This window comes from Seonamhaeicola algicola, from assembly GCF_007997385.1.
Taxonomy (GTDB): Bacteria; Bacteroidota; Bacteroidia; order Flavobacteriales; family Flavobacteriaceae; genus Seonamhaeicola; species Seonamhaeicola algicola.
Genome location: NZ_VOSC01000019.1, coordinates 324,805 through 340,409 on the forward strand (window position 1 = coordinate 324,805; position 15,605 = coordinate 340,409).

The following is a 15,605-nucleotide window of genomic DNA, read 5'->3' on the forward strand; positions in this document are numbered from 1 at the left end:
TTATTTACTTTTTTATTTTAAACACCCAAGCGTTTTTAAGATTTGTGTTTTCTGGTAATGAAATGTTTAATCCATTTTCTGTTTGATTAAACTTAATTTCACCATCAAATCCTAAAAGTTGGACATCTTTCACATGTAATTTTGTAGTTGAAAGGTACTTAATATTAATGTCTTTTGTAGGCGGAACTAAAATAGTTGCGTAAATAAAACCATTTCTTGTAGTGAAACGAATGTCTTGTTCTGTAAAGCCTTTATTTTTACCTTCAGACAGATGTCCTGTTTCAGTTTTTGTTGGTCCTTCGCCGTAAACATCATAATATTTAGAACCGTAAACAGCCTCTCCATTTATTTTTAACCACTCGCCTATTTCTAATAATGTTTGTTTTTGATCATCGGGTATAATGCCATCTTTTCTTGGGCCAATATTTAACAATAAACACCCATTTTTACTCACAATATCCATTAAATCTGCAACTAAACTTTCAGCCGATTTTGGTATCCAGTTTTTAGCGTAATACCAAGAATTTTTACCTATAGAGGTGTCTGTTTGCCAATAATCTTTACGTAATGAGTCCATTTTACTACGCTCTAAATCTAGCATGTGTGTTCCTGGTTTAAAAGACTCATAATGTAAGTTTTTGGTTTGAAGAACCACATTTTTGTTGCGTTTTAAGCCTGAATTGTAATAGTAAGCAGCTAGTTTTTTATGGTAAGGAGCAAACTCCGGACGGTCTAAATAAAAATCGAACCAAAGAATATCTGGTTGGTATTTATCAATAATTTCTTTAGTTCTAGGCCACCAAGTATCAGCTAACCATGCTGCACTTGCTGGCGAATACGGTTCATGCTGTGGGGCATATAAAGCGGCATATTCTGGATTTCCAGTATCAAATCTGTCGCTTTGCGTGTAAAAGTTCCAGTTAAAAGCTAAATGAGAGCTTACACCACAGATGAGTCCTTGATTTTTAATTTCGTCTGTTAACTCTTTTAAAACATCCTTTTTTGGCCCCATAGCAACAGCGTTGTATGGTGTTATGCTAGATTCATATAGAGCAAAACCATCATGATGTTCTGCTACGGGAACTACATATTGAGCACCTGCTTCTTTAAATAAATCTACCCAGGCTTTGGCATCAAAATTTTCCATAGTCCACATTGGTATTAAGTCTTTAAAACCAAATGTTTTTGGATCTCCAAATTTTTCTTTGTGATACACAGATGCCGGATGCGGAATATCATTTACTTTCTTTCCTGTTGTATGATCTACATGTCCTTCATCTAAATACATCCAACGCGGATACCAATCGGTGTGTAATTCTGCTACAGAGTTTGGCCCCCAATGAATAAAAATCCCAAATTTGGCATCTTTCATCCATTGCGGAATTTCGTATTGTTTTAAACTTTCCCAGTTTTCTTTATATTTTTCGGTTCCTGCAATTTCTTCAGTAGCTTTATCTTGATTTTGGTCTTTACATGCGAAGGCCAAAATTGCTAAAAGAACTATAAGTATTTTTTTCATTTTTTTTATTTAGTATGTTATGATTTTCGTTTAATTTTAAAAACGCAAGCATATTTTCCTTCAAAATTAGCTGGCATTTGTAATGTTAAATTATATGGGTTGTGATGGTATTCAATTTTTGCATCACTACCAATTAGTTCAAGAGAAACAATATCATTTTTATTCAATCTGGCATTGCTTCCTAATGAATTTATTGTTATTTCGCCTTTAGGTATCCCTAGACATATAGCATATAAAGTGTTATCTTTTTGAGTAAACCTAAAATCTTTATCTGTATATTTTGCATTTTCTCTTTTCTCTGAATAATGCCCTGTTACTGGTAAATACGAAGGCCCTTCTCCATAAATGCTCCAAGGCATTGTACCGTAAATAGCTTCTCCATTTAATTGTAGCCAATCACCAACTTCATACAATTCATCTTTTATGAATTGCGCAAAAGTACCATCAGGTTTAGGAGGTACGTTTAATAGAAGTATCCCGTTTTTTGCAGTAATGTCAACAAGCATGTCTACTAGTAAATTAGCTTTTTTAATACCTATGTTTGGTTTGTACCACCAACTTACTGGGTTACAAATATCTATATCTGTCATCCAAGTGTCATAGGTTAGTTTATCAATTAATCCGTTTTCAAAATTTCTCATACCAATTCCCGGAGGAATATCATGTTCTTTGTAAACAAATTCTACTTCTTTATTTTTTTCAAGCGCATTATTAAAAAAATGACTCAAATATTTTCGTTGCCTAACTTCATCATATCCTCCAAAATAAAGGCTATCAGAAAGTGTTTTACCATGTTTAAATTTGCCTACATTATGTGCCCAAACCGAGCCTCCAAATGAAACATCGGCCCAAGAAATATCGGGGGAATATTTTGTGGTAGACTCCATCATTTTTTTTAACCACAAATCACTATAAGTATTGGAATATTTTGATTGTTTTTCAGCGTGGTCTTTCCAAGGTGTAAAATTGGTAACATTTTCATCATGTGGTTCTCCATACAACTCGTAAAATTCAGGTTTTTTTCTACCAGGATTATCTCTGTCTAGTAATGCCCTATACCAATAACCAGTATGAAAAGACATTAAGAATTTCATGTCTCTTTTTGTAATCTCTTCTTTTAATAATCCAGTGATGTCCTTTTTGGGGCCCTTATCAACCACATCAAACTCTGTAACATCACTATTCCAGTGTACCATGCCACTACCATGCCAAGCAACTGGTCCAGCAAATTTTGCACCAGCGCGCTTAAAAAGTTCTGCCCATGCTGCGGCATTAAAATTCTCAAACTTAAACTCATTTAAAAGTTCATGAAAGTGTTTATTTTCGTTTCCATTTTTAAACCTCATACTTTCTAATGAAAAATGTGTGTAAATACCAAATTTAGCGTCTTTAAGCCATTGAGGAGTTTCGTGCTGCTGAAGCGATGACCAAGTAGGTTTATATACATTTGCTTTTAATGCATCAGTATTATTAGAACCTTTTTTGGAATTGCAGCCTATAAATGATAAAACTAATATAAAAAATAAACCTTTTTTCAACTTACCCTTTTTTAAAATTTACTGAATTTCTATACTTCACTGTTTGTAAGTGCTCACAATATAATACTAGTTCTCCTGGTTGTTTATAAACCTCATAACTCACAGTTATTAAGCCCATTTCATCATACTTAGGTGTTTTATTAAGGTGTGTTCTAACTGTGTAAATTGTGTCTCCAATAAAAACAGGTTTTATAAAACGTAACTTATCATAACCATAACTAAACGTATTAACATTGTTATTGGCCATTAAGCCTAAACCTAAGCTGAATACCATTGCTCCTGCAACTAAGCGTTTTCCAAAGAGGCCTTCTTCTTCGGCAAATACTTGGTCTCCTACATAAGGGTGCATATCTAATACCAAACCATTAAACATCATAGCTTCGCCTTCTGATATTGTTCTGCTTATTGATCGGTCTTTTTGGCCTAATTTAAAATCTTCATACAACCATGTTTCCGTGTTATATAATGGAATGTCTTTATGTTGTTCTAGTGGCGTGTTTTCTGGCATAACTATAATTTTTAATTGATTTTAAACACAAATGCGTGCTCACATGGTTTAGTATCTGGTAATTGAATACTAAGTGCGTCTATGGTCTGTTTATGCTTTAATTTACCATTATGACCTATTAATTCTACGGTTTTAATGTTTCCGTTATACTTGCTAGTGCTTAGGGATTTTATCGGTAAAACTCCAGATTCTGGCCAACCTAAGGCAATGGCATATAGCTGGCCATTACGCGTAGTAAATCGAATATCTTTATCACCGAAACCATCAAACTGCATATCGGCTAAATGTCCTGTTTTTGTTTCGGTTGGGCCTTCTCCATATATTAACCATGGACGGCTTTCATAAATAGCTTCTCCGTTTAGTTTTAACCATTTACCCATTTCTCTTAAACGCTGCTTCTGTTCATCAGGAATAGTGCCATTAGGATGTGGTGCCACATTTAATAGTAGATTACCATTTTTACTTACAATGTCAACCAAATCGTCTATTAAATTATTGGTTGGATAGCATTTTAAGTCTTTATGCCAAATCCATTTTTGTTTAGAAATAGAATTGTCTGTCAACCACGGTTCTGGATAAATATCAGGCATTCTAGAGCGTTCTAAATCTACGGTTCCTGTTCCCAAAGGAAAATCTGGCCGCTTAAATGTTAGAACAAATTCTTGTTCTTTTTTGGCTGCTTCATTGTATGCATAGGCCATCATCTGTTTACGTATACCTTCTGAAAGTATTTGAATACGATTATCAAACCAAAGTAAATCTGGCGAATAACCATCTACTACCTCTTTTACCTTTTCTAGCCATACACGCTCAAATGCTTCACTTGGCATTGGATTTACGGTGTACCATGTACTTCCTTTGTCTAGTTGCCATGCGGTTTTAGGTACCTTTTCACCATATAGTGAAGCATTTGCTGGGTCTGCGCAATCTGTGGTTTTATCCCAGGTTGGGAACCAGCCCCATAACCAAGAATGGTGTAAGCTTACAACATATTTTAAACCACGCTTACGAATGGCCTTTTCTAATTCGGCCGTTATATCACGTTTAGGTCCCATTTCAACAGAGTTCCAAGGGTTTACTTTAGAATTCCACATAGAAAAACCATCAGCATGTTCACCTGCTGGTCCAGCAAAACGTGCGCCTGATTCTACAAACAAATCTGCCCATTCATCTGCATTAAACTTTTCTGCTTTAAAAAGTGGTACTAAATCCTTGTATCCAAATTCTTTTTGGTCACCATAAGTTTCCTTATGATACTTGTAGTTTGGATGTGTTTTATTATACATATGCGTACCATACCAGTCAGATTCAGTTTCTGGTACGGAGTAAACGCCCCAATGGGTATAGATACCAAATTTGGCGTCTCTGAACCACTCAGGACATTCGTATTGTTGTAAAGATTCCCAAGTTGGTTGAAACTTTTCGGCAGACTTTTGGGAATACCCATTTTGACCAAAGTTTAAAACCATTAGCCCTAACAGAATTAGTAAACGTTTTTTCATTGTTTTAGTTTAAGCTTTAAAATTTTATAGTCGTCTCATATCCTGCCATTTTTCTTGAATTGAACTGTTGGGATCAGTTCTTTGAAATTTTGCTACATAAGCCTGCCACTCCTCCTCTCGCGGTAATTTTTGCCATTTAGGGCCTACCTCATCTAAATTGAAATCTGGTTTGGTATCCATTATCAAGATGGCTTGTGTACCTGAAAGGTAAATTTCCATGTCTTTTACACCAACTGTTTTCATATTGTTGGTTATTTCTGGCCATGCTTTACCCATGCTGTGAACTTCTTTGTATTCTTCTATAAGCGTTTCATCTTCTTGCAATAATAGTGTCCATACAAAGCGTTTTTTTTCTCCAATGCGGGTTTTTAATTGTCCTTCTTTGGCTTTGTAAATTTCTTTTTGTTCAAATTCATATATGCGTTCTAAAGCATTTAATTGGGTTGAAAGTATTGTACTAACCTCATCATTTGTTAGATGAACTTCAGTATCTATTAAAACAAAATAGTTTGGTGATTTTTGATAAACTTCAATAGATAATATTCCTGACTTTTTTATATGTTTCTGAAAATCTTCAGCATTTAATTTTTTTATTACTTTATACGCTGTACTTTCTTCAGAAAACAAATATGTAAAGCGTTTAAATTTTTTAGCACTCATTATTTATGCTTTTATCTTAACCTTATACCCCTTTATTCCGAAGAATAATAAATACACATAACAAATTAACGGAATGATAAATGAATATTTTATACCAACAGTATCAGAAATATACCCCATTAATGGTGGTACTATAGCGCCCCCAACTATACCTAATAAAAATACCGAAGACCCTGTTTTTGTATACTCTTTAAGATCTTGCATACTTAAACTAAAAATAATTGGGTAGATAATTGAAGTAAAGAAGCCAACAATAGATAAGCATGTTAACGAAAAATAACCATTAGTAACTATGGCTAATGTTACCATAGCAAATGCACTTACACTGCAAACAACTAATACATTTTGCGGCTTAAATTTCTTTAAAATGTAAACACCTAATAACCTACCAACAAGTACTAAACCCATAAAAGCTGTAATAAATTGCGCTGCTTTTTGTTCTGTAAGTTCTGGAAGGTTAAACCACTTTGCATAACGAATTATAAAACTTACAATACCAACCTCTGCGCCAACATAAAAGAATTCTGCACCAACACCATAAAGGGTGTGTTTAAATTTTAAAATATCTTTTAATGGCTTTTTACTTCCGCCTTGTTCTTCTTTAATTATAGGTAGTTTAGTAAATACAACAACCAAAGCAATTACTACTAAAATAGCTCCTAGCACAATGTAAGGTGGTTTTACCAAATCTGCTTCACTAGACAAAAAAGTTTCTAACTGGCTTGGTGAAAAAGCATCAATGGTGGCTTGCGAAACATCTTCTTCATGTAATAATAATAACGCCGCTAATGAGGGCGCTATTGTTGCCCCAACAGAACCTATGGCCGCTGCCATACTTAAACGACTTGATGCGCCTTCAGGACTACCTAATTTTGTGATATATGGTGATGCTGTTACCTCTAAAATTGCAAAGCCTGCTGCCATAACAAATAAGGCTAACAAGAAAAAGGAATATACCCTTGTTTCGGCTGCTGGATAAAACAAGAAGGCTCCTATTGCGGCAATTGCTAAACCTGTAATCATTCCCATTTTGTATCCTTTTTTTTGGATATACCATCCTGCAGGCAATGCTGTTACGAAATAAGCTCCGAAAAAGGCAGACTGTACTAATGACGATTGGAAATCTGTTAACTGACACGCTCTTTTTAAGTGTGGAATTAAAACATCATTTATGTTTCTACTTAAATTCCAAAAAAACATAAGTGCCATTACTATTATTAGTGGAACTAGAAACTGTGAATAATTGGCTTTTTTTTCTTGCATTTAGTTTAGTTTTTAGTTTAGTTTTTGATAGCTCTAACGTGTTTTAGAGTCATATTTTTTTTACAAATAATGAGATGCCGAAACAAGTTCAGCATGGTATACAATTACTGTTAATTAACTTCAATAATTGCTTTTATTAAATCTTTTTGTTTATATAATTTTTCAAATTCAGTGGACACATTATCAAAATTTATTCGATGTGTTATAAATGATGAAGCGTCAATTTTACCAGCTTCAATTAGTCTTATAATTCTACCAAAATCTTCTCCCATGGCTGCTCTACTGGCTTTAAGTGTTAATTCTTTTTTATGAAAAGAAGGATCGTGAAACACCACATCGCCCATGAACAATCCTATAAAGACTATTGTTCCTCCTGCCGCTGCATATTTAAAGGTATTCATCATTGAGTTTTTATTGCCAGTTGCATCTAAAATAACGGTTGGTAAATAGCCATTAAGAAGTGTGGTTAATTCTTCTTCTACATTACCCAACGCATTAATAGTGTCTTTTACTTTAGTAATTTCTTGACATTTTTTAAGTTTAGCATCATCAACATCCATAGCTATAACTCTTGCGCCTTTTAACTGAGCAAACTGAATAGTACCTAAACCAATTGGCCCAACACCAATTACTAAAACAATATCATTTTCTTTAATATCGGCTCTGTCTACAGCATGACAGCCAATTGCTAAAGGTTCTATCATTGCCAATTGATCATCAGACAATGAATTTGTTGCATGTAAAAATTTGGCTGGATACACAAAATACTCTTGCATTCCGCCATCAACATGCACACCTAACACTTGTAAATGTTCGCCGCAATTTGTTTTACCTCGTCGAACTGCTTGACCAATAATATCGTTGTAATAAGGTTCAACAGAACATTTATCACCTACCGATACATTAGTAACGTCATTTGCAACTGCAACTACTTCAACCGCTAATTCATGCCCTAAAATTCTAGGGTAATTAAAAAAAGGTTGTTGCCCCTTAAAGGCGTGCAAATCTGTACCACAAACACCTATTTTCTTAACCTTTAATAATGCATTACCTTTAGATAATGCTTCATTTGGTTTGTCAACCTCTAATTGTTCCCAAACACCTGGTTCTTTTAGTCTAACTACCTTCATCTTATTTTGTTTGAATACAAGCTGTTACTTCATTAAATAATTCCTCAGAAAGTTTACCAGCATTCCAATCATCAACAGTTGCCTTTATTTGCGCTGGTGTTCTGGCTCCCATTACTACTCTATCTGCTTCTTTTATTGAAAACAAGTAACGTTGTGCTAGTGTTGCTAGAGGCATTTTATATTTATCAGCTACTGCTTTAACTCTAATGGCATTTTCCATATCTAATTGAGTAATCCACTCACCATCTACCCCTTCAGATTTATATTTTTCAAAACGATTACCCAGAAGCGAAAAGTGCAAAGCAGAAGCTGCATAATAAGCAATACCTTCTTTATGATAACTTTGAATTTCGCCATTAAAAGCAGAAAGATTACAAGCATCCATGTGAAGAAAACCTGATACTACATCAAAATTTTCTTTTGTTATATATGGTTTGAAAGCTTCGGAAGGATTGCCACCAACACCTAATGAATTTACTAAACCTTGAGCTTTAAATGCTTTTAAAGTATTTAAAACTTCATCTATATTTTCCATTGGCACTAACTGAGGTTCGTGTAAAAACAGCAGGTCTATTTTATCTACCCCTAAAGTTTTTAAACTGTTATCTAAGCTACGCTTCATACCATCGGTACTATAATCTAGTTTCACTTCAAAAGCATCTTTGCCTTTTAATCGTCCTATTTTAGTACTTACAAAAGGTTTAGCGCCTTTCCATTCTCTTAATGCCATTCCTACATAATACTCTGCATTGGCGTAAGATGGCGCTGTATCTAAAGCAGAAATTCCGTTTTCAAAAGCATATAGTAATGCATCAATAGAATCTCGCTGATCAACTTTTCCCCAGACGCCTCCCAAACCAGAAGTTCCGTAAACTAATCGGGTTTGATTATTAAATGCTGGACTGATAGAATGATCTCCTGTTATATATGTTGGTTTCATAATTTACTCTTAGTTAAGTGCGTTAGAAATTCACAGTTGCGCCACCATCTACTGGTAAAATAACACCTGTGATATACTTAGCGCCTTCTGAACTTAAAAATACAGCTGCGTTACCAATATCTTCTGTGGTTCCAAAATGATCCATGGCAATTCTATTGGTTATTTGCTGTTTACGTGCTTGATCTTTGTTAACTGCATTTAAAAACATGTTAGATGTTATCCATCCGGGAGCAATAGCATTTACGCGTACATTATCTTTAGCAAATTCCGTTGTTAAGCTATTAACTAAACCTGTTAAAGCTGTTTTTGATGCACTGTAGGCAATAACCCTATCTATACCAAACAAACCAGCCATAGAACCAATCATGATTATAGATCCGCTTTTACGTTCTATCATTTTTTTAGCACATTCTCTAGTTAGTGCAAATACGCTAATTAAGTTTGTTTGTATAACGCGTTCAAAATCTTCATCTGTTGTATCTTGTGCCCATGCTTTATGATGAATTCCGGCATTGTTTACTAAAATATCAATACCACCAATATTAGTTTCAATATCATCAACTAAAGCGGGAATAGAAGCTCTATTAGTAATATCATTTACTCTGTAAAAAGCATTAGTTCCTAATTCATTTACGGCTTCTTTTAAAACAGGTTCTCTTCTCCCTGTTATAACAACTTTAGCACCCGCTTCAGCAAAGGCTTTTGCAATACCTAAACCAATGCCAGTACCACCACCTGTTACTAAAGCCAATTTATTTTTTAAAGAAAAAACCTCTAAACTCATTTAAAACTTAATTTCGGTTAATTTATCATCAATAAAATTAAAGCCCCAACCTGGTAAATTGTGTGGTTTTGCATATCCATCTTGCAATACCATAGGATTATCAATTAACGGGTCTACCCAATCAAACGATTCTGCGCCTACACCATTTGAAATAGTACACAATAATGGTACATCATAATCTTTATAATAGTGTGGTAATACAGGTAAATTGAAGCTTTGCGCTAATGCGGCACTTTCACGCCATTTTTCAACACCACCAATTCTTAAAATATCTGGTTGCCAAATATCTAATGCATTTCTGCATGCTAATTCTCTTAGAGGTAAGGTATCATATTCACGCTCTCCCATAGCTAATGAGATTCCGGCTTGATTTTTTAATATTTCAAAAGCCTGGAAATTCTGGTGATTAACAGGTTCTTCAAACCAATTTATATTTAATTCTTTTGCTTGACGAGATAATTTCATAGCAGATGGTAAATCCATGCCTTGGTTAGCATCCATCATAATATCTACCTTATCACCAACAGCTTCACGAACTAGTCGTAAACGCTCCACATCGGTGCTTACTTTTGGCGACCCTACTTTTATTTTAACCGCTTTAAAACCTCTGCTAGCATAATCGGTAACTTCTTCTATTAGTTCATCGATAGTATAAGATATCCATCCGCCACTGCCATAAATAGACACTTTTTCTTTACAAACACCTAAAATTTCATGAATTGGCTGGTTTAGAGTTTTTCCCCAAGCATCCCACATTGCAATATTTACAGCTGCTTGTGCCCAACGGTTAATGCCTTGGTTTCCAAAATACTCTCCTAAATGGTCTAATTTATCATAAACCACGCCCATGTCATTGGTTTTATGGCCTATTATATGTGGTATAGCATCTTTTAGCGCGCCTACAATTGCATTTGGGGAATATTGAAATGATAATAAGTACGACTCTCCAACCACGCCATTTTCTAGCTGAATTCTGAGTACTAAAAATGAAATTTCTGTTAGCGTATGAGTGGCGTCAGATATTGGTTTTTTTAAAGTTGTTGCTGCTTTATATATTTTGGCTTCTCTAATTTTAATGTCTTTGGACATGCTTTTTTCCTTTAAAATTTAAATTGATTAGTTATTGGTATTTACAAATTTATGTATAATGGTTTTGTTTGTTTTCCACAATAACGCTATTTTTATACACTATTTTGGTTTAATACATAAAATGTAAGATTTAACACTCCCAAAAACATATACTTTTTAATAAATGAAAGCTAAATATCATGACATACGAAATTCACCTGGAAGCTCTTTTAGAGTTACTTTATTTGAAGATAATGAGTTTCCTGCTGCATGGCATTTTCATAAAGAATACGAATTAACATATATTATAAAAAGTACAGGTATACGTTATGTTGGCAACAGCATGGATACTTTTGAAAATGATGATTTAGTAATGGTTGGCGCTAACTTACCTCATTGCTGGAAAACTATTGGAGAACAAACAGAACCTGTTACTTGCATTATTATTCAATGGGATGAAAGCTTACTACAAAATTGGTTAGATAAAGAAGAAATTCAGCATATACACGAGTTATTAAAGCGCTCTCAACGTGGTATAAAATTTAATATTGAATTTGCTAAAGCTATAAAAGAACACCTTTTACAGTTAGTAGAAGCACAATCATTTGAGCGGTTAATTATATTTTTACAAATTTTACAAAAACTAGCCACTACAAATGCTTTTAATTTATTAGCAGGATCTAGTTTTTCAGAAAGTTTATCATCAACCGAAAGTGAACGTATTAACACTATTTACACATACTTAAAAGAACACCACTTAGACAAAATAACCTTAAATGATATTGCTAACGAAGTTGCCATGAGTAACGATACTTTTTGTAGGTTTTTTAAAAAAACCTTTAACACATCATTTTTTTCTTTTTTGAACGAATATAAAGTAAGTATTGCCAGTAAAATGCTTATTGATACTGATTTATCGGTTTCTGAAATTGGTTATGAAACGGGGTATAACAACCTCACTTTTTTTCATAGACAGTTTCAAAAACACGTGGGTATGTCTCCCTCAAAATACAGAAAAGCATATAGGCGTATTCCTATTGTTTCAAGTTAAATGCTCTAGTAGAAACTTTATTAGCAGTTGGAAAATCTTCAGGAATACCAATAGTTACTTTACCTGTAGCTGCCCACTCTGTCCCACGTAATAAGGTTGTTATAAAACCTACACATTCAAAGGCTTTGGTATCATGCCCCAACGTGGTATGAAACACACGCCCTTTATGATAGTTAATAGTCATTAACATAGGCTCTGCTCTGTTAGATTTTGAACTTACAGCAGTACCTAAAATGGTTACATTTTCCGCAGGACCTCTTAAAAGCGCGTAACACTCATCAAAAGCATGCATCCAAGTTTTAGGTATGCCTTTAGTTATTGGGTGTTTTGTATTATACATGCTTACTAAAAACTCTTCAGCTTTACCGTGAGCACCACCGTAACCATCAGAAACAGTATCTTTAACAACTTTACCTACTTCATTTACATATAAATAAGGACCATGCTTTTTATTTCTATCCCAACCGCCAATACCAATGGCTTTGTTATATTCTTTCCATTCTGGAAAACAATTATCGGCAGCGTGTACGGTTACAAATCCGCCGCCATTTTTTAAATAACTTTCAAAAGCCTTTTTAGTTTCTTCTGGCCATGGAGCTGTACGCCAGCCAAAATTTGAAATAACTACATCATATTTTGAAAAGTTTGGAATAAAATCAGGGTCTGTTTTCGCCTTTTCAGTTTCAACACCTTCACCTGCATTTGCTAATGGTAAGTACTTTGCTTCTCTAGTACTTTTCCATAAAAACTTTGTTCTTTCAATATCTACTTTAAACAACCCTGTTTCTTCTAAATACTGACGCATCATGATTGTAGATTTTGGCCATACAGCGTGGTTATTTTGCCCGTCAATAATTAAAACTTTAATTTTTTTCTTATGAACAGCATTACAAGCTGTGCTTATAGTTACTAATAAAATTAGTAAAAAAAGACGTTTAAATTTCATTTGTTTAGTTTAAGTTTTATGCTGCTAAATTAATTTAAGTTTTTGTAAACAGATATCCTTTTGGTTAGAAATGTACAACAAATGAGTTTGTAGTGTACAACTTTAAAGTATTTTATAATAAAAAAAGCCTGACAATAAAAATTATCAGGCTTTAATTTGTCGGGGTGGCAGGATTCGAACCTGCGACCTCCTGCTCCCAAAGCAGGCGCGATGACCGGGCTACGCTACACCCCGAAACATAAAAGCGGAGAGACCGGGATTCGAACCCGGGCAACACTTACGCGTTGACAGATTAGCAATCTGCTCCATTACCACTCTGGCACCTCTCCTATTAAATTCATTTATGAACGTTTGCAATTTAAAATTGCGGTTGCAAATGTAACTTTTACTTAACAAGCACGCAACTATTTTTTCATTTTTTTCAAAAAAATTATTCAGGATATTCTATTCTTAAATGGTAAATGTTTGCTAGCTTTTGTTTTAGCACTTTTTTTATAGATTGAATTTCTTTAAAAGTTATGTTAGCATTTAAATATTGCCCCTCTTCTACCTGCTTGTTTATAATATTTTCAACAAATGCATCAATTTTTGTTGATGTTGGTTCTTTTAAGCTTTTTGATGCTGCTTCAATACTATCACACATCATTAAAATAGCCGTTTCTTTACTAAATGGCTTTGGCCCTGGGTAACTAAAATCTTTTTTATCTACCATTTCAAAATCTTCTTTTTCCTTCATATAAAAATAATATACTACGCTAGTACCGTGATGTGTACGTATAAAATCTATTACTCTATCTGGTAGTTTGTATTTTCTAGCAATTTCAATACCATCAATTACATGGTTTACAATTATTTTAGCACTTTCTTTAGCCGAAAGCTCGTCATGCGGATTTATTCCGGTAGATTGATTTTCAGTAAAATACGTAGGACTTTTCATTTTACCAATATCATGATACAAAGCTCCAACACGCACTAACATAGCATTTGCACCAATTTCATTAGCTGATGCTTCTGCTAAATTTGCTACATTTAATGAATGATGGAATGTTCCTGGTGCTTTATTTGATAGTTCTTTTAATAGTTTTGAATTAGTATCAGATAATTCTAATAATGAAACATCAGACACTAAACCAAATAGTTTTTCGTAGGCATAAATTAAAGGCTGTACAAAAAGTGTTGCCAAACCACATAATATAAACCAAATAAAGGTTTCCCATTGTATTGAATCTACACTACCTTCGTGAATTACAATAAATGCAAAATAAGCAATAATATAAATTAATGTTATTTGCCCTACTGATATAAACAAATTAGCACGTTTATAAAGCTCAGACACAGTTAAAATAGTTACAATACCCGTTATTATTTGTAAAAACATGTACTCATAGCTATTGGGTACTATAAAACCTAAAAGCAATACGGTTAATACGTGTGTAAAAAGCCCTAACCTAGCATCAAAAAAAGCTTTTAATATTAATGGCAAAACGCAAATTGGTACAACATATATAAACTTTGCATTATAATTTACTACCATAGTGGTTATAAAAATAAGTAAGGCTACATTAAAGAAAATAAAGGTTACTTTGGTATTGTTTTCATAAACTTTATTACGATACTTTCTTAAAAAAAGAAGTAGCATAAGCATTACCAATGATACTAATAATGCATAAGCAAATAACACCCAATTGTAACTGGCATCACTCCAAACTTGCGATTCGTATTCAGATTGTAATGATTTTAACTTCTGATATTTATCTCCTTCAACAACTTCACCTTTTGAAACAATTAAAGTGCCTTTTTCAACACTACCTCTTGTGTAAGACATTTTACTTAAAGCCTCCTCAATAGCCTTATCTGTTAAAGATTTATTATATGTTAAATTAGGCGAAACAATATCAAAAAACAATGATGTTATTTGAGGTTTATATAACGTTAAAGAAGCATTTTTTAACGCTTCATCAATAATACCCGATACTTGATTTTGCTCAATTAAGTTTGAATAAAAAGCATCGTGTTTTTTTGTTCTATTATCTAAAATAGTAACAGCTCTATTGTCATCAAAATCATAATTTTCATTTAAAACACCAAAAGCATATAATTTGTTTAAAACATTTGTACCAACCTTTCGTAATTGCGCTAAAGTATTGGGGTTAATAGAGTCTTTAAACGCTATTTTAAAAGCATTACTAAACGCTTTATTTACACGTGGCTCAACAGTATTATCTACATTAAAATATAATGCTACATTGCTTGTTATAAGCTGTTTTTCGGTGTTAATTTCATCATCTGTTTTCTTTATTGCAAAATCAAAAGGTGCTAATAAATTTTCAAATTGCCAAGGTTTTCCTTTTTCAAAATCGTATTTAAATTTTCCACTTTTAGGAAACAGGTATACTATTAAAATTGTGGTAGATACAAATAGAAGACTTTTATAAATTAATGAGTGATTTTTGTATAGTTTATTTATAAAGTCTTTCATTTAAGAAGTAATAATAATTAAATTATGTTTGAAATTTTTAAACAAAAACTCAAGATTAAAAACAAGCGGCATTTGTAACCTATTAGTTATCACTTAAAAAAATAATATCAGTTTCAAATGTAGTAAATTATTGTGTTTTTAGATTTTTATAATAATGGAATCGTACCAAAATCTATTAAAAATTGATTATTTTCGTTGCAATTATTTCAAATATTTA

At 33.3% G+C, this 15,605-nt stretch carries 13 protein-coding genes and 2 tRNA genes; 1 reads left to right on the forward strand and 14 read right to left on the reverse strand.

What is annotated here, in order from left to right:
- Positions 1 to 4 precede the first annotated feature (4 nt).
- The 10 genes from FUA26_RS06795 to FUA26_RS06840 form a co-directional block, all read right to left on the reverse strand.
- A complete protein-coding gene (locus tag FUA26_RS06795) occupies positions 5 to 1,519 on the reverse strand; it encodes an alpha-L-fucosidase (protein ID WP_147133429.1) in 1,515 nt (504 codons plus the stop codon).
- Between the two features lie 17 nt (positions 1,520 to 1,536).
- Complete coding sequence (locus tag FUA26_RS06800) at positions 1,537 to 3,057, reverse strand: alpha-L-fucosidase (protein ID WP_186826878.1); 1,521 nt, start codon at positions 3,055 to 3,057, stop codon at positions 1,537 to 1,539.
- 1 nt (position 3,058) lies between these two features.
- On the reverse strand, positions 3,059 to 3,565 hold the full coding sequence (locus FUA26_RS06805) for a MaoC family dehydratase (protein WP_147133435.1): 507 nt from the start codon (positions 3,563 to 3,565) through the stop codon (positions 3,059 to 3,061).
- 11 nt (positions 3,566 to 3,576) lie between these two features.
- On the reverse strand, positions 3,577 to 5,067 hold the full coding sequence (locus tag FUA26_RS06810; protein ID WP_147133438.1) for an alpha-L-fucosidase: 1,491 nt from the start codon (positions 5,065 to 5,067) through the stop codon (positions 3,577 to 3,579).
- 24 nt (positions 5,068 to 5,091) lie between these two features.
- Positions 5,092 to 5,727 (reverse strand): L-rhamnose mutarotase, encoded by a 636-nt coding sequence (locus FUA26_RS06815; protein ID WP_147133441.1) that lies wholly within the window; start codon positions 5,725 to 5,727, stop codon positions 5,092 to 5,094.
- A 3-nt stretch (positions 5,728 to 5,730) separates the two neighbouring features.
- A complete protein-coding gene (gene fucP, locus FUA26_RS06820) occupies positions 5,731 to 6,990 on the reverse strand; it encodes an L-fucose:H+ symporter permease (RefSeq protein ID WP_147133444.1) in 1,260 nt (419 codons plus the stop codon).
- 110 nt (positions 6,991 to 7,100) lie between these two features.
- On the reverse strand, positions 7,101 to 8,120 hold the full coding sequence (locus FUA26_RS06825; RefSeq protein ID WP_147133447.1) for a zinc-binding alcohol dehydrogenase family protein: 1,020 nt from the start codon (positions 8,118 to 8,120) through the stop codon (positions 7,101 to 7,103).
- Between the two features lies 1 nt (position 8,121).
- A complete protein-coding gene (locus tag FUA26_RS06830) occupies positions 8,122 to 9,060 on the reverse strand; it encodes an aldo/keto reductase (RefSeq protein ID WP_246109095.1) in 939 nt (312 codons plus the stop codon).
- A gap of 22 nt (positions 9,061 to 9,082) precedes the next feature.
- Positions 9,083 to 9,844, reverse strand: coding sequence for an SDR family NAD(P)-dependent oxidoreductase (locus tag FUA26_RS06835; RefSeq protein ID WP_147133452.1), 762 nt, complete (start codon positions 9,842 to 9,844; stop codon positions 9,083 to 9,085).
- The gene (locus FUA26_RS06840) at positions 9,845 to 10,933 is read right to left on the reverse strand and encodes a mandelate racemase/muconate lactonizing enzyme family protein (protein ID WP_147133455.1); all 1,089 of its coding nucleotides are present in this window, start codon (positions 10,931 to 10,933) and stop codon (positions 9,845 to 9,847) included. It abuts the gene before it with no gap.
- A gap of 163 nt (positions 10,934 to 11,096) precedes the next feature.
- Between FUA26_RS06840 and FUA26_RS06845 the strand changes: the two genes are divergently transcribed.
- Positions 11,097 to 11,963, forward strand: coding sequence for an AraC family transcriptional regulator (locus FUA26_RS06845; RefSeq protein WP_147133458.1), 867 nt, complete (start codon positions 11,097 to 11,099; stop codon positions 11,961 to 11,963).
- Here the strand turns inward: FUA26_RS06845 and FUA26_RS06850 are convergent.
- The 4 genes from FUA26_RS06850 to FUA26_RS06865 all read right to left on the reverse strand — a co-directional run bounded on the left by FUA26_RS06850 (position 11,947) and on the right by FUA26_RS06865 (position 15,388).
- A complete protein-coding gene (locus FUA26_RS06850; RefSeq protein ID WP_147133461.1) occupies positions 11,947 to 12,909 on the reverse strand; it encodes a ThuA domain-containing protein in 963 nt (320 codons plus the stop codon). The two genes, FUA26_RS06845 and FUA26_RS06850, sit on opposite strands and share 17 nt — an antisense overlap.
- Positions 12,910 to 13,068: 159 nt before the next feature.
- Positions 13,069 to 13,143, reverse strand: a tRNA-Pro gene (locus FUA26_RS06855).
- Between the two features lie 11 nt (positions 13,144 to 13,154).
- Positions 13,155 to 13,238: transfer RNA gene (locus FUA26_RS06860), tRNA-Ser, on the reverse strand.
- Between the two features lie 101 nt (positions 13,239 to 13,339).
- A complete protein-coding gene (locus FUA26_RS06865) occupies positions 13,340 to 15,388 on the reverse strand; it encodes an HD family phosphohydrolase (protein WP_147133464.1) in 2,049 nt (682 codons plus the stop codon).
- Positions 15,389 to 15,605 lie beyond the last annotated feature (217 nt).

Excerpts from the sequence above, each read along its gene's own strand:
- FUA26_RS06825 (WP_147133447.1), bottom strand. The coding sequence starts at position 8,120 with ATGAAGGTAGTTAGACTAAAAGAACCAGGTGTTTGGGAACAATTAGAG.
- FUA26_RS06845 (WP_147133458.1), top strand. The coding sequence starts at position 11,097 with ATGAAAGCTAAATATCATGACATACGAAATTCACCTGGAAGCTCTTTT.
- FUA26_RS06850 (WP_147133461.1), bottom strand. The coding sequence starts at position 12,909 with ATGAAATTTAAACGTCTTTTTTTACTAATTTTATTAGTAACTATAAGC.
- FUA26_RS06830 (WP_246109095.1), bottom strand. The coding sequence starts at position 9,060 with ATGAAACCAACATATATAACAGGAGATCATTCTATCAGTCCAGCATTT.
- FUA26_RS06840 (WP_147133455.1), bottom strand. The coding sequence starts at position 10,933 with ATGTCCAAAGACATTAAAATTAGAGAAGCCAAAATATATAAAGCAGCA.
- FUA26_RS06815 (WP_147133441.1), bottom strand. The coding sequence starts at position 5,727 with ATGAGTGCTAAAAAATTTAAACGCTTTACATATTTGTTTTCTGAAGAA.
- FUA26_RS06810 (WP_147133438.1), bottom strand. The coding sequence starts at position 5,067 with ATGAAAAAACGTTTACTAATTCTGTTAGGGCTAATGGTTTTAAACTTT.
- FUA26_RS06795 (WP_147133429.1), bottom strand. The coding sequence starts at position 1,519 with ATGAAAAAAATACTTATAGTTCTTTTAGCAATTTTGGCCTTCGCATGT.
- FUA26_RS06865 (WP_147133464.1), bottom strand. The coding sequence starts at position 15,388 with ATGAAAGACTTTATAAATAAACTATACAAAAATCACTCATTAATTTAT.
- fucP (WP_147133444.1), bottom strand. The coding sequence starts at position 6,990 with ATGCAAGAAAAAAAAGCCAATTATTCACAGTTTCTAGTTCCACTAATA.
- FUA26_RS06805 (WP_147133435.1), bottom strand. The coding sequence starts at position 3,565 with ATGCCAGAAAACACGCCACTAGAACAACATAAAGACATTCCATTATAT.
- FUA26_RS06835 (WP_147133452.1), bottom strand. The coding sequence starts at position 9,844 with ATGAGTTTAGAGGTTTTTTCTTTAAAAAATAAATTGGCTTTAGTAACA.